The organism is Psychrobacter cibarius, from assembly GCF_016107535.1.
Taxonomy (GTDB): Bacteria; Pseudomonadota; Gammaproteobacteria; order Pseudomonadales; family Moraxellaceae; genus Psychrobacter; species Psychrobacter cibarius.
The window spans coordinates 87,292-105,453 of sequence record NZ_JABASQ010000004.1 but is presented as its reverse complement, the minus strand read 5'-3'; the positions used below and the strand labels follow the sequence as shown (position 1 = coordinate 105,453).

The 18,162-nt window shown below is 41.4% G+C and carries 19 protein-coding genes; 9 read left to right on the top strand and 10 right to left on the bottom strand.

The annotated features are described in order from the left end of the window. Positions 1-105: 105 nt before the first annotated feature. Complete coding sequence (locus JFC08_RS04710; RefSeq protein ID WP_060491083.1) at positions 106-1,251, bottom strand: beta-ketoacyl-ACP synthase III; 1,146 nt, start codon at positions 1,249-1,251, stop codon at positions 106-108. Positions 1,252-1,548: 297 nt separating this feature from the next. On the opposite strand from JFC08_RS04710, the gene pnuC reads away from it, so the two are divergent. The 4 genes from pnuC to JFC08_RS04690 all read left to right on the top strand — a co-directional run bounded on the left by pnuC (position 1,549) and on the right by JFC08_RS04690 (position 4,556). Further along, on the top strand, positions 1,549-2,310 hold the full coding sequence (gene pnuC, locus JFC08_RS04705) for a nicotinamide riboside transporter PnuC (RefSeq protein ID WP_045447439.1): 762 nt from the start codon (positions 1,549-1,551) through the stop codon (positions 2,308-2,310). Then, positions 2,261-2,842, top strand: a complete 582-nt coding sequence (locus JFC08_RS04700) for an AAA family ATPase (RefSeq protein WP_198329894.1) — start codon at positions 2,261-2,263, stop codon at positions 2,840-2,842. Before pnuC ends, JFC08_RS04700 begins: the two co-directional genes overlap by 50 nt. Positions 2,843-2,909: 67 nt before the next feature. After that, positions 2,910-3,434, top strand: coding sequence for a TIGR00645 family protein (locus JFC08_RS04695; RefSeq protein WP_045447433.1), 525 nt, complete (start codon positions 2,910-2,912; stop codon positions 3,432-3,434). A gap of 177 nt (positions 3,435-3,611) precedes the next feature. After that, positions 3,612-4,556: an inner membrane CreD family protein gene (locus JFC08_RS04690; protein WP_198329893.1), complete on the top strand. Its 945-nt coding sequence runs from the start codon at positions 3,612-3,614 to the stop codon at positions 4,554-4,556. Here JFC08_RS04690 and JFC08_RS04685 read toward each other — a convergent pair whose 3' ends face one another. Together JFC08_RS04685 and JFC08_RS04680 are read right to left on the bottom strand one after the other, a co-directional pair. Next, positions 4,557-5,129 carry an IS630 family transposase gene (locus JFC08_RS04685; protein WP_198329892.1) on the bottom strand — a complete coding sequence of 191 codons (573 nt, stop codon included), beginning with the start codon at positions 5,127-5,129 and terminating at the stop codon, positions 4,557-4,559. Then, the gene (locus tag JFC08_RS04680; protein ID WP_068406626.1) at positions 5,056-5,406 is read right to left on the bottom strand and encodes an IS630 transposase-related protein; all 351 of its coding nucleotides are present in this window, start codon (positions 5,404-5,406) and stop codon (positions 5,056-5,058) included. Before JFC08_RS04680 ends, JFC08_RS04685 begins: the two co-directional genes overlap by 74 nt. A 78-nt stretch (positions 5,407-5,484) precedes the next feature. On the opposite strand from JFC08_RS04680, the gene JFC08_RS04675 reads away from it, so the two are divergent. Further along, positions 5,485-6,120 (top strand): inner membrane CreD family protein, encoded by a 636-nt coding sequence (locus JFC08_RS04675; RefSeq protein WP_198329891.1) that lies wholly within the window; start codon positions 5,485-5,487, stop codon positions 6,118-6,120. Between the two features lie 135 nt (positions 6,121-6,255). Here JFC08_RS04675 and JFC08_RS04670 read toward each other — a convergent pair whose 3' ends face one another. Next, positions 6,256-6,939, bottom strand: a complete 684-nt coding sequence (locus JFC08_RS04670; RefSeq protein ID WP_198329890.1) for a DUF421 domain-containing protein — start codon at positions 6,937-6,939, stop codon at positions 6,256-6,258. Positions 6,940-7,261: 322 nt separating this feature from the next. Between JFC08_RS04670 and JFC08_RS04665 the strand changes: the two genes are divergently transcribed. Together JFC08_RS04665 and JFC08_RS04660 are read left to right on the top strand one after the other, a co-directional pair. Further along, entirely contained in the window at positions 7,262-8,182 is a 921-nt protein-coding gene (locus JFC08_RS04665; RefSeq protein ID WP_198329889.1) for a DMT family transporter, read from the top strand. Between the two features lie 169 nt (positions 8,183-8,351). Next, positions 8,352-8,723 carry an MliC family protein gene (locus tag JFC08_RS04660; RefSeq protein WP_060491077.1) on the top strand — a complete coding sequence of 124 codons (372 nt, stop codon included), beginning with the start codon at positions 8,352-8,354 and terminating at the stop codon, positions 8,721-8,723. Between the two features lie 293 nt (positions 8,724-9,016). On the opposite strand, the gene JFC08_RS04655 is transcribed toward JFC08_RS04660, so the two are convergent. Next, the gene (locus JFC08_RS04655) at positions 9,017-9,430 is read right to left on the bottom strand and encodes an organic hydroperoxide resistance protein (protein ID WP_198329888.1); all 414 of its coding nucleotides are present in this window, start codon (positions 9,428-9,430) and stop codon (positions 9,017-9,019) included. 185 nt (positions 9,431-9,615) lie between these two features. On the opposite strand from JFC08_RS04655, the gene JFC08_RS04650 reads away from it, so the two are divergent. Together JFC08_RS04650 and JFC08_RS04645 are read left to right on the top strand one after the other, a co-directional pair. Next, positions 9,616-10,473, top strand: a complete 858-nt coding sequence (locus JFC08_RS04650) for an AraC family transcriptional regulator (RefSeq protein ID WP_198329887.1) — start codon at positions 9,616-9,618, stop codon at positions 10,471-10,473. A 293-nt stretch (positions 10,474-10,766) separates the two neighbouring features. Beyond that, a complete protein-coding gene (locus JFC08_RS04645) occupies positions 10,767-11,096 on the top strand; it encodes a hypothetical protein (RefSeq protein WP_045447417.1) in 330 nt (109 codons plus the stop codon). A 213-nt stretch (positions 11,097-11,309) separates the two neighbouring features. On the opposite strand, the gene JFC08_RS04640 is transcribed toward JFC08_RS04645, so the two are convergent. The 5 genes from JFC08_RS04640 to JFC08_RS04620 form a co-directional block, all read right to left on the bottom strand. After that, a complete protein-coding gene (locus tag JFC08_RS04640; RefSeq protein ID WP_045447416.1) occupies positions 11,310-11,678 on the bottom strand; it encodes a hypothetical protein in 369 nt (122 codons plus the stop codon). Between the two features lie 175 nt (positions 11,679-11,853). Next, on the bottom strand, positions 11,854-16,002 hold the full coding sequence (gene hrpA, locus JFC08_RS04635) for an ATP-dependent RNA helicase HrpA (protein ID WP_198329960.1): 4,149 nt from the start codon (positions 16,000-16,002) through the stop codon (positions 11,854-11,856). A 252-nt stretch (positions 16,003-16,254) separates the two neighbouring features. After that, complete coding sequence (locus tag JFC08_RS04630; protein ID WP_198329886.1) at positions 16,255-17,013, bottom strand: hypothetical protein; 759 nt, start codon at positions 17,011-17,013, stop codon at positions 16,255-16,257. Positions 17,014-17,058: 45 nt separating this feature from the next. Next, entirely contained in the window at positions 17,059-17,376 is a 318-nt protein-coding gene (locus tag JFC08_RS04625; RefSeq protein ID WP_060491072.1) for a hypothetical protein, read from the bottom strand. Positions 17,377-17,547: 171 nt separating this feature from the next. After that, positions 17,548-18,126: a DUF1543 domain-containing protein gene (locus JFC08_RS04620; RefSeq protein ID WP_198329885.1), complete on the bottom strand. Its 579-nt coding sequence runs from the start codon at positions 18,124-18,126 to the stop codon at positions 17,548-17,550. Positions 18,127-18,162: the final 36 nt, after the last annotated feature.

Here is an 18,162-nt window from a genome sequence, read left to right as displayed (position 1 = left end):
GCTTAAATAATGTGATTAAGTGCTCATAACAAAAATAACAGACAAAAAAAATAGCTAAGGTTGTTCTTAGCTATTTTTTATTAGTAACAGATTTTACTTTAAAAATTAAACCTTACGCACCAACACTGAACCGATAGAGTAACCAGCACCAAATGAACAGATAACACCCAAATCACCTGATGCCAGCTCATCTTTATAGCGATGGAAAACAATCATCGGACTGGCTGAACTGGTGTTAGCAAATTCAGCAATGACACTTGGCACAATCGCTTTATCTGCTTCTTTACCAATCACAGTACGTAGGATTAAATCCAACATATTGGCGTTGGCTTGGTGCAGCCACATCATTTTAACATCAGACGTTGCGATATCGTTTTCTTGCAAATGCTCAGTGATGACCTCTGAAACCTTTGGACAGACTTCACGGAACACTTTTCGACCATTTTGTAAGAATAGCTTGTCGGTGACTGGCTCTTTAATGTCTGGATACATCTCAGTCTGTGCCGCTAAGAACTCTGAGCGATCCATAAAGCCGTATTCGTTTTTGATATTGGTCGAAAACTGGGTGAATAGCTTAGAGTTAAGAATCTCATAACCTTTTGGCGTGTCTAGCTCTTCGACGATAGATGCTGTTGCGACATCGCCAAAGATAAAGTGGCTGTCACGGTTACGCCAGTTTAGATGCGCTGAGGTAATCTCAACGTTGACCACAGCGATGCGCTTAGCCAGACCAGAAACGATAGAGCCGTGTGCTTGCGATAGACCAAAAGTCGCGGCACTACAAGCGACGTTCATATCATAAGCAAAACCACCAATCATACCGATTGCATTTTGAATCTCGATAGCGACCGCAGGATAAGTACGCTGGAAGTTTGAACAGGCAAGGATAATACCATCTAGGTCATTCGCCTCAAGACCCGCATCTGCTAGCGCGTCTTTCAAAGCCGCAGTACCCATTTCTGCCATGATAGACAGCTCTTCACCTAAATGACGATAAGGAATCACTGGTGCCATGATTTCAGGATCTAAAATACCATCCTTTTCCATCACATAACGTGATTTGATACCAGATACTTTTTCGATAAAGGCCGCTGAAGAAGGCTCTAGGGCAGTCAAAGTTCCTGCTGCTATCTCGTCAGCATGCTTTGCATTATAATTCTCAACATACTTATTAAATGAATCTACTAGCTCTTCATTACTGATGCTATAAGGCGGAATATACAGGCCAGTGCCTGTGATACAAGTCGTCATGATAAGCTTCCTTGTCTACTACTATAGGGCTTGGGATAAGCATAAAAGTGGAAAAATAACAGTCGTTTGATTTCAGTGAATAACTGTAAACTTAAAATCAGAGCCTTTATTATGCCTGAATATAATTATTTTTCTAATACTTTGTTACAAATAATCTGTTTGTTGCGAAAAATAAGCAAAGTCCTGACTTCATTTTGGAGCAGCTACGTTATAATTGGCGCATTTTGCTAGCGACGCGTTCACAGTTCGAGCTCATAAAACTGCGAGACATAAACCCGCTCATATTTGGAAATACTCATGGTAGAAATTTTTAACTGGTTATTTGGACAGTACGCTGACTATCCCACCGTCTTTATTGCTCTTGAATTGATTGCCGTCATATTTGGGGTAGCAAGTGTCTTACTCGCCAGCAGAACCAATATTCTAGTCTTCCCCATTGGTCTCGTCAGCACCGCAATCTTTGTCTATCTGTTGTGGAAATGGCAGTTATTTGGCGATATGTTTATCAATGCCTATTATACGGTGATGAGTCTATATGGCTGGATCAATTGGACACAGAGTAAGAAAAACACAGCAATCAAAAAACAGCAAGATTATATCAACCCTACTGGTCAGCAGCAAAATGAGTCGTTAGCAAGGACTAACGCCCAGAATGCTATTCAAGTAGAACATCTCGATAAAAAAGATGTGCCAATACTCGCCTTACTAGCCTCGGCGACTATTGCCTTTGTCGCGTTGGTGTATTACTTCAGACCAGTCATCAATAATAACTTTAGTTTTGATGGCGCGGTATTAGGTTTGCATTTATTTACGTGGGTTGATTACACCGACATGCTGACCACCGCGCTGTTTTTGATGGCGATGTGGCTGATGGCGCGGCGCAAAATTGAGCATTGGATACTCTGGATAATCGCCGATGCTATTTCAGTCCCGCTATACTTTTATAAAGGTCTCACTTTTACTGCGCTACAATACGTAGTCTTCACTCTTATCGCAATTTGGGCTTACTATGAATGGCAACGACGTTACCGCTTGCAACCTAAAGCAGCATACGCCTAAATCGGTCATCAATGTCGCTATCCTAGGGGCAGAGAGCACTGGTAAGACCACGCTATGTCGCGACTTGGCAGCGCATTTTGGTTGCCCTTGGGTGCCAGAATACATGCGCACCTATCTACAAGCGAAATGGGATAAGGAACACCTCACTTGCACTTGGGATGATTTACTCCCTATTGCACAAGGTCAAATTGAGTTAGAAAATAAACTCGCCGCACAAGCCGCGCAAAATTCTGATAGCAGCTACTTGTTTTGTGACACCAGTTTATTTGAGCTAATGGTTTATGCCAACTGGTATTATGGTGATTGCCCTAAAGCGCTCACCAATGCGGCGTTAACGCATCATTATGATTTGATTCTATTAACCGAAGTTGATATTCCGTGGGTCGCCGATGATTTGCGTGATAGCCCACATCAACGTGATGAAATCAGTGCTTATTTTGAAAGTCAGCTGACCCGTCACCAAAAGCCATTTCATCGCATAGGTGGTGATAGAGATGAGCGGGTACAACAAGTGCTTGAATGGCTTTCTTAAATCCATCTATACCACGTTATCAGTAAATGACCTACAACCTTACCTTTAAGAGCCTTAAGAGATATCCATGCTAAAAAACATTGAACGATACCTAGAAAAAACCATCTTTAACAGCCGCTGGATATTGGCGCCTTTTTATTTAGGGCTGGTCTTAGGGATTATTTTATTATTTATAAAATTCATTCAAAAAACAGTCATGATGTTCAATACTGTATTTAGCGCTTCTGTATCAGATGTCATTGTTAATATATTAGTGTTGGTCGACCTCTCTTTAGTAGCCAGTTTATTATTAATCATCATATTTAGTGGCTATGAAATATTTGTCTCAAAAATTGATACTGGTGATCACGTTGATCGACCTAGTTGGATGGGCAAAGTAGATTTTTCTGGTCTAAAACTAAAAGTTATCGGTGCCATCGTCGCTATTTCTGCGATTGATCTATTAAAGTCATTTATGGATATTCCTAATGAATTGAGTGAGGGTGAAGCGGACAAACTCATGTGGAAAGTCATCATTCACATGACTTTTGTGTTGTCTGGTTTATTATTTGCTATTATGGATAAAGTGGTTGGTGATACTAAAAAACACTGATGCCAGAAGATACTAGTATCAAAAAATACTGGTATCAGAAAACACTAAGGCTTATTTTTCCACACACTCTCCATCGTTCTTACATATTTTTTCTTCATCTCTCCTCTATGATCTTCTTTGAACCTACTGACTTTTATATGCACAGTTTTGGACTAAAGATTCATATGAGGAGCTTTCATGCAAAAAACACTATTGACGAAATTGTCCATCATCGCCGGGCTTTGTATTATTTTTGCCATCGGTCTCGGTATGATTGGCTCAGTCATCTACGAACGACAAAATTATGCCGCGTCGGTGGTTAAAGAAATTGCCCAGCAGCACGTCAATCCGCAAGAAGTCATCACCCCATTTATCATCATCCCTACCACAATTACACCTGAATGTCAGATTACAGCACCTGAAAAAACCAGCAAATGTGCACCATCTTACTCAAAAAATGAAATTGTCTTTGCCAGTCAGACCCAAGCCATACAAGATCTTGAAGTCAGCACTGATACCTACAAACGTGGCATCTATCATGCGACCAGTTATGATGGTGCGTTGACATTTGACCAGCGCTATACATTTGATCAAGCCATCAGCAGCTTATATGAAACTACGAGCAAAACTAGTGACGCACAAGGCTCCATCAACACACCCGCCAATAAAAATAACGCCCAGCCCGAAAAAACCATCATCCACTGGAATGCAGCAAAATTGATTATTCCAGTATCAGATCTGCGCGGCGTGGCGACGCTACCAACGGTGACCATTGATAAAAAACCGATAAAAGCGACCTACCCTCAGACAGCGCTGCTGAAAAACCTGACCTATGTAGAAGTAGATATTCCGCAAGATATATTACAACGTTCAGTAAAAAATATAACGAGCCAACAGAATGGCAATAACGCCCTTGCTACGAACGGTACTAGCGAGTCATTGACCAGTACAGAAATCGTCATTGATTTACCGTTAGCTGGTATTAGCAATGTAAACACTGTACCGACGGGACAAAACTTTAACTTAACGATGCGCAGTAATTGGCATGCGCCAAACTTTATTGGTAAGGCGCTCCCCAATGCCAAGAAACTTACCGCTAAAGGTTTTGAAGCCAGTTGGCAAAATCAGTATTTAACAATATAGTCAGTTCAAAGCAAAAGTGTTATGGCTAGAACAAATATCATAAAACAATTTAGATAAGTCATTTTCCATCCAGCCTTGGCGTAAAAACTTCACTTGAGCCCACTTCTTCTCGATAGGGTTTAAGTCTGGGCTGTACGGCGGCAGCCATAGAATACGATGACCATGCCTGTTCAGTAGTTTTTGAATGCGCTTGCTCTTATGAAATCTGGCGTTATCCATCACAATCACGCATTTGGTTTTAAGACTTGGGATTAGTGTCTGTTTGAACCACTGATAGAATATATTACTGTTAATGTTCTGCTCAAAGTAATCCAGCGCAAACAGCATCTTTTTATATAGAGCACCAATGACGTTGGTTCGCTTTTTTGCCTGCCAGTTGTAGCTGTCGATACAGGGTTTACCTATCGGTGCATAGCCATAAGGACGAATGGTTTCAGCCTCAAAGCCACTTTCGTCCATATAGACAATGGGATAGCCTTGCTGTTTAAAGTTATCAAGCTTACTCTGATACTCCGCTCTCTTTATTGGGCAAGCTTTTGGATGCTCTAAGGTCTTTTTTTTGACTGATGCCAAGACGTTTTAAAGCCTCACAAATGGCTGGGGCAGTACAGTTGAACCGTCTTGCTCTCTCATAGTGATAGTCATCAGGGTAACGCTCAACGTCTTTGCGTAGGGCATCATCCGGTATTTTTGATGGCGTAACATTGCGAGTGCTCTTACTATGCAGCCGTTTCTTCCACTTTTGAATGGTGGTTGGACTAATGTCATAAAAAGAGGCTGCCTCGGCAAAGGTCATGCCATCTGCTAAGCTTTTAAGAACTTGTTTGCGATAGTCTAGGGAGTAAGTCATGATAATTGAGGATATCTGTTGAGTTATTTTAACTTATAACATTTTTGTATTTAATACACTATAGCCAACAATCAAGATTTGTCGCAATGTGTCAGCATCGCCAACAACCGATGTGTCGTCACCAGTCAAGCCACTCTTGATAACAACAGCCAGTCAATGGCTTCTGGTGATGCGCTTATAGCAATGGAAGGCGCTGCTACAGCAGAAGCTACCACCATACCTGATAGCTATCGAAACGTGCGCCTGAACAGCTTTGGTGTGAGTTTTGCTGAGCCTAATGATGTGTATTTACAAACTGAACGAACGATGAAATATGCCTTATTATTAATCTTAGTATCATTCGGCACTTTCTTTTTATTTGAAGTGATCAAATCCAGCCGTATTCACCCTATTCAATATCTGTTGGTCGGTTGCGCGCTGTTTGTGTTTTATGTCTTACTATTACCACTTGCTGAGCAAATTGTCTTTTGGAAAGCGTATGCCATTGCTGCCAGCGCCTGTGTTGGACTCATTGGTTGGTATACTTATTATGTACTGGGCGGCGTCAAGCGAGCAGCGATTTTCACTGTCACATTGGCAGGATTTTATGCGGCGTTTTTCGGCATATTAACCACCGAAGATATGAATTTATTGCTTGGTGCTGTCTTCTGTTTTGTGCTGCTCGCTTGCGTGATGGTCATGACCCGTAAAATTGATTGGTATAAAATTGCCTAACTCAATTAAGGTATGTTAAAAACGTTTAGTCTAGGGCTGTCTTACGTTGGTATAATTGGCTATTATTAAGTCTGCCAACATAAGACCGCTCGATCTACTCATAGATAATTCATATAGCTATCATCTCATTTATTATCATCTAATGATCTCACTATTCAAGGCCTTTGCCCAGTCTCGACATCCATTCTCACAGCGTTCACAGAGCTGATTTGGGTCAGATATATGATCGACATAGCCGCAATGCATACATGCGTAATATGTTTCTGACTCTATCTCTTCGACAGGTTGATACTGCTTAGGGAAAAGCGGCATACCATAGCCGGTGTTTTCAGGCGGATATAACAATATACTAAAATTACCGTCCGTCTCTAGCAAGCCTGTACGCACTTGACCCAAATGCTCAACCCCTTGTTGGCGCATTTCAGTAAAAAACTCATCATGAGACATTTTACCCTTTTTAATCTTATCGAGTACCAGCATCCCATCTTCTACAATATAGAGCGACTTCCCTTCTAATAAATCTTCAAAAGGTTGGAATTCCATCATGATCCACGTGCATAATCGATAAAGCACGATAACGATGCTCATGACCAGTACTGCCTGAATAATCGGCAAATCCTCGTTAAACATAGGGTCACCTGCGATAGAGCCCAATGATAAAATAATGGTCAACTCAAAGATTGACAGCTGACGGACGCCGCGTTTGCCCGTCAAACGCAAAAACGAGATAATCAGCACAAACATGACGCTGACACGCACCAATATCTCAAGCGCAAATGCCCAAGTAGTGTCATGAATAAAAATACTTGCCCAATCCATATTACTTTTTCCTATCTATTGTTTTTATTTGATTTATGACGATTAACTTCAGCAATCGTTCTGAGTATGCGCTTGATCCACATCACACCACTTTTGTAGTCGGCCTTTATTGTTAATTCAACTATCATCAGTCCAATTTAAAAAACACTTTCGCCTGCGAGTGCAATAAAATATGCTCTGTTGTAAGACACTTTCCAACTAGCAACTAATTTTTGTCACTTTTGCCATTATTTTTGCTGGTAAAACAGTGTTAACAACATCCCTAAAAGTCGAATTTGCCTATTTTATTAAAAAACCAGCTTCTTTATTGTAGGAATTATTTTTGAAAGCCACCTTGTACACCGTTATTGCATTAATCGCCTTTGCTGCAAACTCTCTCTTTTGCCGGATGGCGTTAGCAGAGGGTCATATAGATGCTTGGAGCTTTACCATTTTGCGCCTGCTGAGCGCTGCTGTCTGCCTAGGTATTATCATGACCATTCATGCTTATCGGTTACGACAGCACGCGCGAGAGTCTGACAGTATTGCTCACGCTGCTATTTTAAACGGTAAAGGTAGCTGGTTAAGTAGCGTGAGCTTAGTGATTTATGCGCTATGCTTTTCGATTGCTTATGTAGAGTTGGATACTGGTACAGGAGCGCTGATTCTATTTTCAGCGGTTCAGCTGACGATGATTGGTTGGGGCATCTATAAAAAAGAGCAATTGAGCGGCTTACAATGGCTGGCATTTATCGTAGCGGTAGCAGGGTTTGTCTATTTGATGCTACCGTCAGCAGCGGTGCCTTCGTTACTAGCGGCGGTGCTTATGGCAATCAGTGGTGCCGCTTGGGGCATATATAGCATACGCGGCAAATCATGCGTGTCGCCGCTGCGAGCCACAGGTTTTAATTTCATTCGGAGTCTGATAGCAGCGCCCATACTGTTAATGATAAGCATGACTTATCTAGACAATATAGGCTTGGAAAACATCAATTTAGGTGACATTACTATCAAGGGAGTACTTTTGGCCTGTGCATCAGGAGCGATCGCATCTGGTATAGGCTATAGCATCTGGTATATGGCCATGCCTTTGTTAAAAAACACCCAAGCAGCAGTTGTACAATTGTGTGTCCCTATACTCGCTGCGATATTAGGCGTGGTGTTTTTATCTGAGCAATTGACCATGCCATTCATTATAGCAAGCTCGGTTATCTTGGGTGCAGTATTGGTATTTATTTTAAATAGAGAAAAAGCCCCTACGTGAAATATCCTCATTCGTTATTTAAAACTAATAGGCTAATAGAGGCTTAGTGATAAAAAAGACAGATAAGATTACTACCATAGCTCTCAAAAACAACATGAAGTTACATTCTCTACGGTATCATGTTGCTTGAAGTAACAACCTACTTTTACCGATACTTTTGAGGCATATTATGAAAAAATTATTAGCCGTAGCACCTTTTGCTCTATTATTGTCTGCCTGCGCCACTAATGCACCAATTACTACGACCCCAGAGACCAATACTCAGCCAGTCGTCCAATCATTCACTTGTGAAGACAACGGTCAACTCACTGCTGCCTACACTGCTAACGGTCAGACTGCTAACCTAAACGTGACCTTGCCTAAAGTTGGCTTAACCAATGCAAAAATCACCATGGAGCAAGCGGTATCAGGTTCTGGCGCTCGTTATGTGAATAATGTTAACCCTAAAACCACTTACGATTGGCACACCAAAGCGGATTACGGCATCATGACCATCACATCAGACAATGGTCAACAATACCAAGTGAACTGCCAACTATAATAACCCTAGAAACAAGCGTAAATAATACGTGGTGGTTATTTGAATAAAACCTATGTTTTTATTCGAATCTATTGAAAACGAAAGAGCCAGTAGTCAAACTACTGGCTCTTTTTTGTGCTTAACTTTTCATGCCTGATAATTTAATCTTAATGATCAACGTTGAATCACTCAATAAAAAACTGCCTGAATACTTTATATACCCAAGCAGTTGAAAGTCATGTCGTTTTTATATTTGTTTATAGTTATTAGAACAGCTGTTGAATCAGTCGTTAGGTATTGACTACTGCTGACCGTTAAACCACGGTCACATGCAAACGTGCATCGACATTACCGCGAGTAGCATTAGAGTATGGGCAAACTTGGTGAGCTGTTTCGACCAGTGTTTGCGCTTGAGCCTCATCAATGCCCGACACTTCAACATACAAATCTATGTCTAGGTTATAGCTACCATCGGCTTTCATACCAATACCCACTTGGGTCGAGGTTTTTGAGGCAGTGATTGGCAGTTTCATTTGCTGGGCGGTCAGATTTAAAGCACTATCAAAACAAGCCGCATAACCCATTGCAAAAAGCTGCTCTGGATTGACACCTTCCTTGTCTGTTTCTTGAAAAGAGACCAGGTCAAAACCTAGCGAACCATCGTCAAGACCTGTGTGACCAGAACGACCACCGGTTGCCGTTGCGCGCGTTTTATAGAAAATTTTCATCATATATTCCTTATGGATTGGCATATTATTGGTATTGTGCAATACGCTACAAATCAAGCTTACTGCGTTTTGATGCCATCATTATAGAAGTGAGCACGCTAATCCGGTAGAGCATTACTCCAGAATCCTTGCCTAATCCTATAAATATTTATATCATTAGGCAAATTATAAAGTAAGCATAAATCATGAAAACAAAAACGGTAGAGCAGCTATTTAGTATATTACCCAAAAACCAAACCATCGAATCAGACATTTCAGGCTTGTTTTTTTATTGTGCCGACAGACCAAGAAAGACTATCAGCTATATCCAAGAACCTAGTATATGTATCGTCTTACAAGGCACGCGTGAAATTTACTTAGGTACAGATTGCCAGAAATTTGATGACAGCAGTCTGATGTTCTGCCCTGTCAATATTCCTATAAGCATGCATATCAAACACGCCACTGTAGAGCAGCCTGTCATCGTATTATCTATGAAATTAAATCTGGCGCTCATTCGTGAAGTCATGGCACAAATACCACCTCAGAAAAATGCCGATTATGAGCATCAAGGGATAAAATGGCCATTAGAAGACACCATATTAACTGCATTCGAGCGGCTGATAGACTTGCTTAATTATCCAAATGATATAGAATTTTTATCACCTTTAATTCAGCAAGAGATTTATTATCGGCTGCTCTCAGCACAGCAAGGTCATAAACTTCGGCAACTGGTGGTTAATGGCAGTCACACCCACCGTATTGCCCAAGCTACCGATTGGCTAAAAGCGCATTTAGAAGAGCCCGTCATCATAGAAGATTTGGCCAGTCGATGCGGTATGAGTGTGTCGGGATTTCATCAACATTTTAAAGAAATCACTCAACTAAGCCCGCTTCAATATCAAAAAAGCCTACGATTGATGAAAGCGCGGCAGCTCATTCAACTCGGCGAGGCACAAGTATCGCAAATCACCATGCAAGTAGGCTATGAGAGTCCCAGCCAATTTAGCCGTGAATATAAGCGGCTATTTGGAGTAAGTCCAAGCAGTGAGTTAAATATCTAGCATGAGGCTTCTACCATAATGCCCCTACTATAATGGTTTCTGACTAGGGCAATTCCTCTGCGCCTTGATAGCTTCATAAGTAACTGCGTACATAACGTAATTATCTGTTTAGCAGATTCCTACACCCTCCCTCTTTCCAGCCGAACAAACGACGAAATATCTTACTCAAGAAAAAAAACAGTTGACTTGGCCTATATATTCATATTATAACATATATTATATATTCATAATTTAGCAACTATTATAATAATTTTGCTACGTGTGATCGTCAGAATATTTCGGGAGGCACTAACATGATTCGTCTAAGCTATACTCTCAAATGCTGGGCATTGGGTGTCACTTACTTTTTGGTGTTTTATTTTATGGTGGTCATGAGCGACCCTGGTTTTAGCAAGTATATTTATATGCTGGCACTAAGCACTTTGTTATTCCCCGTAGCTAAGCGTTCAGTCGATGTTATGACGGACTTTTTTACACCAAACACGGTATTATTTAACGGATTATTGCCCTCATTATTGATCAACGTGGTGATTTGGATACTCACGCCATTTATTGTAGCACTGACCGTTATAGCATTCGTGCTTTATAGTATGGGTGTGCTGACAGAAAAGATCAGCCACTAATTTTACTCAGGTTCTAAATTTTAGCGCAAAGGTCTCATGACGCTACCTTTGCTTTTTTGTTTCATAAAAGATTTATCCGTCGCAAAAAAAACAATGACACTCAAAAAAAAGGCTGAGTTAGCAATTGCTAATCCAGCCTTTTTATCGATAGTGAGTGAGGGTTAATTACTTAAAATCAGTAGGATATCCATACGATAACCTACTCTATCAAAGCTACGAGCAAATTTCACGAATAGTTATTTGATTTTGATATTTGCCTAGAGGCCCGTATTGACCGATGGGGCTAATGTTACCAATGACGCAAGTTTCGAAATATTTGTAATAACCTTTTTGATTGAGACTTTTCGAATTTTCAATCAATAACTGCTGTGGATCTGATACATAGTAAATGATGTTATCAGAAACGAACTCATGAACCTCAAAGCTTCTTTTAAACTTACCACGTAACTGCACTTCTTTTTCTACGCTTGTTGGCGCGAATACCTTCACATTTTCATTATTACTGGCTTGTGTCTCATCACAGCCCGTACTCATAAATATAGTTGATGCAAATCCTAATATTATCAATCTACCTTTAATCATTATTTTTTATCCTGCTCAAAAACCTACATCAATATATTAAGTAACGACCAAAAAACTCTGGTATAAAAAATAATAGCTCTTTGATTTAATCAAATATTATCGACTAAATCAAAGAGCTATACAAGACAATTATCATATGCTGTCAATTAGCAAGTTTTAAAAATCTAACGCTATCCTAACTCATTTTATCCCACATCTTGCTTAGGCGCTTCGGTGACACCGCCATGCGGGTTTTCATCGGTTGCGCGAATAGCTGAATACGATACTCCTCGACCATCCAGCGATACTCACTAATGGCTTTATCATTGGCACGATTTGCCAACCGCTCCATATGCTCATCAAGGGCATAGACACTGTCGAGATCGGATTCGAGATTGTGCTCAAGCCGTTCGATACGAATTTCAAGCGCCTCTAGATAGCGCGGATACTGCTGCCATTGGCTATAATCCATGCGATAAACAAAATCAGCCAAGTGCAAATCTTCTAACTGGTCTTCGATATCTTCGATAGACTCACCAAATACCTCTCTATCAAGCATGAGTAAACTCTGACGGATACGCTGCCAACGAGTATAAACATTTTTAAGAATTTTTATGACGTTTTGACCTGTCAATAGAAAGTTACCCGACACCACTTCCAAGGTTTTCTCGTACTCTTCTGGCGTAAAGGGTAATTCTTCAGCAAGCGCTACGGCAGTATCATCAGCGCTTTCAGGCAAATCAGCACTGTGGTCAAATAACACATAATGCTCTTCAAGCGACGCGTCCAATGCCGCATCGATGACGATGGTTTTTAGCTTCTCCATATCACCAAGTGGCGCGAATGCCAATTTGAATATTTTATCAATTTGGCTGGTCAGCTGTTTTTTCTTCGCGCCAAGCTTACCTTTTATCAAGGTCAAAACTCCGATACGGTGTGCCTGTAATGCTGCATTGACATCGGTATATTGATGGATAGATACCGCTTCACCTGACGCATCTGCAACCAAAGCAGCAAACTGCTTCATCACCACTCCTGCACTATGATGATTTTTGCTAAAGGCGAAATGCTCAGGGAACTCGGTATGTGTGCCTTGCTGCTCATTCACCGCTTGGCGGGTCTCTTGAGCATGACGAATCTGTAGGGTTTGCAGGTCACGACCCTTTTCGATAATGCGGTTTTCGTCATCGACCACACAGATTTGCGGCTGCAAATAGCGATCAATGCTAGAGGGATTAAAGCTATCAGGCGTCACTGACATAACGCCGCGACGGTTGAGCGCTTGGCAAAGCTGTTTAAGCAATCCTTGTCCACCAGCGGGTTGCAGTTCATCAAACAAGCTATCGGCTGTATCAGGAATCGGTACAATTTGACGGCGAATATCCTTTGGTAGTGACTTGAGCAATTGCAATACTAGCTCATAACGCCAACCGGGTACGCCCCACAATAGTTCGATCGCATCAAGCTGCGGTAGCGCGGCAAGTGGCACACGAATGGTCACGCCATCATCATCGCTGGACGGATCAAAGACATAACGTAACGGTAGTTTTAAATCACCCAATTTCCACACTTCTGGGAAATCGCCTGTGGTCGGTGCTTGGCTATTGAGCACGTCATCATCGGTAAAGAATAGATATTTGGCATCAGTTTTTTCGACCTCGGCACGCCAATCTTCAAAGGCTTTGCGACTGGCAATATGCTCAGGTATTTTTTTATCATAAAACTGATACAGTGCTTCTTCGTCAACCAACAGATCACGGCGGCGTAACTTATCTTCAATACGTTCAATGTCGGCAATTTTATCCATATTATGCTGTAAAAATGGCGCTTGACGCCCCAAATTACCAGTCACCAGACCATCACGAATGAAGATTTCTCGTGACTCAACTAAGTTCACTTGCTCATAATTGGTTAGCTGCTTACTAATAATAATCAGCCCAAATAAGCTAATCTGCGCATAGGCTTTCACTCGTCCAGTCTTCTTCGACCAATGCGGCTCAAAGTAATGGTACTTTAATAAGTCACCTGCCGCTGAGATAATCCATTCTGGTTCAATTTTGGCAACAGTGCGCATAAAGACTTGCGAGGTTTCGACCACTTCAAAAGCCATGACCCAAGGCGGTACTTGTTTAAATACCGTACTGGCTGGGAATATTTTGGCTTTTTGCTGGCGCGCCGCTAGATATTCACCGCGATTTTCGGTTTTATGCGCAATCGTAGACAATAGACCTGTCAATAATGCGCGGTGTAAATTGGCATATTTAACGGCCTTGAGGTCTTCATCTTCGATCGCGGTAGGATCACTGGTCATATTTTCTAACGAAGCATTTTTATCAGTACCTTTATCCGAAGCTTTTGCCTCTTTAACATCCGTCAGCTTAAGGTCTGTGACCATTTGTACTAACTGACGATGGGTTTGACTCCACTCACGTACACGCGGGAAGCTCAGATAGTTTTTCTTCGTAAACTGCTTACGCTGATTACCAGACAACTTATTGCCGTCTTCATCTTTTTCAAATAGCGCTTTCCACAGACTTAGATAGAATAAAAAGTCAGAATCATCTTGACGAAATTCCGCATGCTTTTGATCGGCTTGCTGGCGTTTATTGGCAGGACGCTCGCGTGGATCCTGTACAGCAAGAGCCGCTACTACAATCAGCATTTCACGGATACAATCAAAATCACTGCCCGCAACCAACATACGTGCCAGTCTTGGATCGATTGGCATGCGTGCCATTTTTTGCCCAGTGGGCGTCAGGCTTAAATGATCGAGACCTTTTTTTGGTTTTGGCTTATTGGTTTGATGAGCAGCAGTTGCTTCGCTTTTCGAGGTAATGGCACCCAATTCATCGAGCAATTTATGACCATCCGTAACCAAGCGACTGTCAGGCGGCTCAATAAAGGCAAAATCATCAACGCTACCTAAACGAAGATTGGCCATTTGTAAAATAACCGAGGCTAAGTTAGTTCGCAAAATTTCAGGTTCGGTAAACTCCGGACGACCAGTAAAGTCCTCCTCAGAATAAAGACGAATACAAACACCCGGTGCGACACGACCACAACGACCTTTACGCTGATTGGCAGCCGCTTGCGAGATCGCCTCAATCGGTAAACGCTGTACGCGTGAGCGATACGAATAACGAGAAATCCGCGCAAACCCTAAATCAATCACATAGCGGATACCCGGTACGGTCAATGCAGTCTCGGCAACGTTGGTCGCGATAACGATACGCCTGCCACGACCTGACGGCTGAAAGATACGCTGCTGCTCTTCATAAGTCTGCCGTGCAAATAATGGCAGCACTTCCGTATGCTTTGGCCCATGATGCTCAAGCACCTCTTGGAGCTCACGAATCTCAGCTTCTGTGGCGGCAAATATCAAAATGTCTGCTTGGTCAGCATGACCTTTATTTTGTGCATCGCCAAAGCATTCTTCGACGGCGGCCACAACCGCACGTGGCAGATTTTCTTCAAAGTCATCGTAGCTGTCATCATCGGAGCTGTTCACTGGCTCATCAGTGAGGGGACGGTAACGAACTTCAACAGGAAAACTACGACCTTCGACATTGAAAATAGGTGCAGGTACGTTGCGCTTGAGCTTATTATCATAGCGGCTAAAGTATTCACTAAAGCGTTTGGTATCAAGTGTTGCTGAGGTAATAATCACTTTTAAATCAGGACGTTTGGGCAGTAGCTTTTTCAGATAACCCATAATGAAATCAATGTTTAAGCTACGTTCATGCGCCTCATCAATAATGATGGTATCGTATTTACTCAAGAATCTATCGTGACCTAATTCAGCCAGTAAGATACCATCGGTCATCAGCTTAACAACAGATTGCGCCGTACCCTGCTCATTAAAGCGAATCTTGAAGCTGACAGTATTACCGAGCTGCTCGCCCAATTCTTCAGCGATACGGTTTGCCACACTGCGCGCGGCCAATCGTCGAGGCTGGGTATGCCCTATCTGCCCAGTGATACCGCGACCTGCCAGCATTGCCAGCTTAGGCAATTGCGTCGTCTTACCAGAACCCGTCTCCCCTGCAACAATAATGACTTGGTGATCAATAATTGCCTGTACTAAATCTTCTGCACGTTGACTCACGGGCAAATCAAGATTCAGTTTTTCTGCCAGTTTGTCTGGAATACTATCCATACGTGCCTGCACCGCTTGCTGTGAGCGGGTCTTGATTTTTTCATACTGCGCACGTTTTTTAGTTAGCCCATCATCCGCTTTATCGTCAGAAACTTTTTTATTTTTAGCCACGGCAGCCCTTGCCAGTTCACGCTCAAGACGACTTAAATAATAACTGTCTTTAGCGAGTACTGGTAAATCAACAACCATATCAGGTTGTGAAGACGCTTCATTACTGTTTGCCGTAATATTTAAATCATCGTCACTTGGGTTTGTTAATTTACTTAATTCATCGGATTTAAATCCATTGGTATTGTTTCCAGTCGGCATATCTGAGGTGCTCTTAGAAGTATTCGGCATATTTACTTAGGCTATTTATTGTTTGGAAGTGGTTAGATTATGAGGGTAATTTGGGCGTGATTCAAGGTGGTTATAGTGTTTGGTTGGCAACTATGCAGACTATTATCTATTTTCAAAACGCTCAGTCAAAATATTTCTAAGCTCATTAGTCATAGGCTTAAATTTAAAATGCTCTGGCTCCATTTGAGCAATCAAAGCATACTGATCCTTTTCAATTGAGTTATCCTCACATAAAAAATGATTCATCTCCTGACCAGTGATGGCATTAATAATATAAAAAGAAGTATCGCTATCTTCAAACTGTGTCAGCTCATAGTAATTATTCGGATCCCGCATAACGAGATTAGTACCATTAGAAAGAGTCGTATAATAGGTATCCTCAGTAGCTTGCTGCGCCTCTAATCTTAAACGATTGCCTTGGGTAGCGAAATAATACTTCAGCATATAACCAATATCGCTATTAATCACATCCAAACGTAAATGCTCACCCTCTTCTGTGATGCACTGATAGATCATAAAAGGTTCGTAAATTCGTGGTTCAGTAGTGACATTCTCGTCCACTATACTCTCCCACTCCATTCCCATAATAGGCGCATCCAACATGAGGCTTCCATCCTCAGTCAACTTATACCCTGCTGGTACGTCTTGATCTTCGACCGTAAACTGGAGGTTTAACGACTCATCATTCTCTTTTCGAGCATTGTCAGTATCGTTATTCAGTACAGCTGTAGTGTCGTCCGATGTGTCTTTTTTATCCTTTTTATCCCAAAGTGTTATAGCCACTAGGACAATAAAAAGTCCTATCCCAAGACCAATACCTGCGATAACCCACTTAAGAAATCCTCTTATCAAATTTTTCAAACCTGCCAGTCCTATTTTATTTTTATGAATAAATTATTTGTCAGCTCAAACGCTACTTGTATAAATAATCTGTTGACGAATGGCAGCCCCCGTAAAGAAATTCTGCAACTTTTGCAATGGCAGCCTAGGAAAAGGCAGATGCAGCGAAAGTATTAACCTCTCAAACGCTACCATTTCATCAGCTAATGCTTGTGCGACATCAGGTTGAATCTGAGGATTTTCATACACATTATCAATCAACCAAGTGAGTTTTGGAAACTTAGCATTATCATGAATCTGATAAAGGGTCGGTAATAGCTCATCAGAGAGTTGGCAACGCGATTTGCGAATCATGCCATTTTTATAGTACATATTTAAAGCCATATTAGGGTGTGTCCTTAATTAAATAATGAGACTAAAAATGAAATGAATTCTTGTCAGTCAAAGGAGGTTTCGCAGAAAATGTAAATATATTATCTAAAAACTTGCAAAGCATGATTGAGATATAACCGCTTTTAGTCCATTAAACTCTAGTCTCCTCAATTGAGAACAAGCCTAAAGTAACTTCCTTAAATTCTTAATACTTAGATAACCAACATACTCTTTATCTTCATCAGCATTTGCAAGTTCGTGACTATTATGAATCCTAGGCTCAATTAAAATCTGTATGTTTGAGACAAGGTCGTTCACGTTGTATATATCATCAATATCTACCTCGAATTTATCATCAATGTGCGATGCGGCATTAAAAGGTGTGTCTTTATCTTTATAAGTGAATTGCTGATAAAACTCACTTTGCTTTGCTTGTTTAATAGCCTCTGCTTGAGTAGCAGCGACGATAAGTAGCTTATGATGAAACTCTTCAAAACTCCCCTGCTGATAGCCGCCTAAATTAATAAAGAACAGTTTTAAAACGTTATCATTCGCAGCTTGGTTATCTGACTCAATCAATTTAACAGTATGGTTTCCCACTTTGGTAATCGCTCTGTATGAATCAATATGCCATTTATTGTTGACTTCCGGCCAATGATTATTGATATCGTCTATTAGCTCGCTTACCTGATTGGCTACACCGAAGAAAATATCGTGCTGCTCAATCAAACGACCTTTGGGGCGACCACCAAGCTGTACCATAAAGTGAACCGCCCCGACTTTATCGGAGGTTGATTT

Coding starts and splice junctions, on each gene's coding strand:
- JFC08_RS04670 (WP_198329890.1), bottom strand. CDS start 6,939: ATGGATTGGGCAAGTATTTTTATTCATGACACTACTTGGGCATTTGCG.
- pnuC (WP_045447439.1), top strand. CDS start 1,549: ATGGTAGAAATTTTTAACTGGTTATTTGGACAGTACGCTGACTATCCC.
- JFC08_RS04650 (WP_198329887.1), top strand. CDS start 9,616: ATGAAAACAAAAACGGTAGAGCAGCTATTTAGTATATTACCCAAAAAC.
- hrpA (WP_198329960.1), bottom strand. CDS start 16,002: ATGGTTGTTGATTTACCAGTACTCGCTAAAGACAGTTATTATTTAAGT.
- JFC08_RS04625 (WP_060491072.1), bottom strand. CDS start 17,376: ATGGCTTTAAATATGTACTATAAAAATGGCATGATTCGCAAATCGCGT.
- JFC08_RS04680 (WP_068406626.1), bottom strand. CDS start 5,406: ATGACTTACTCCCTAGACTATCGCAAACAAGTTCTTAAAAGCTTAGCA.
- JFC08_RS04690 (WP_198329893.1), top strand. CDS start 3,612: ATGCAAAAAACACTATTGACGAAATTGTCCATCATCGCCGGGCTTTGT.
- JFC08_RS04620 (WP_198329885.1), bottom strand. CDS start 18,126: ATGGTACAGCTTGGTGGTCGCCCCAAAGGTCGTTTGATTGAGCAGCAC.
- JFC08_RS04660 (WP_060491077.1), top strand. CDS start 8,352: ATGAAAAAATTATTAGCCGTAGCACCTTTTGCTCTATTATTGTCTGCC.
- JFC08_RS04645 (WP_045447417.1), top strand. CDS start 10,767: ATGATTCGTCTAAGCTATACTCTCAAATGCTGGGCATTGGGTGTCACT.
- JFC08_RS04700 (WP_198329894.1), top strand. CDS start 2,261: ATGAATGGCAACGACGTTACCGCTTGCAACCTAAAGCAGCATACGCCT.
- JFC08_RS04655 (WP_198329888.1), bottom strand. CDS start 9,430: ATGAAAATTTTCTATAAAACGCGCGCAACGGCAACCGGTGGTCGTTCT.
- JFC08_RS04695 (WP_045447433.1), top strand. CDS start 2,910: ATGCTAAAAAACATTGAACGATACCTAGAAAAAACCATCTTTAACAGC.
- JFC08_RS04640 (WP_045447416.1), bottom strand. CDS start 11,678: ATGATTAAAGGTAGATTGATAATATTAGGATTTGCATCAACTATATTT.
- JFC08_RS04710 (WP_060491083.1), bottom strand. CDS start 1,251: ATGACGACTTGTATCACAGGCACTGGCCTGTATATTCCGCCTTATAGC.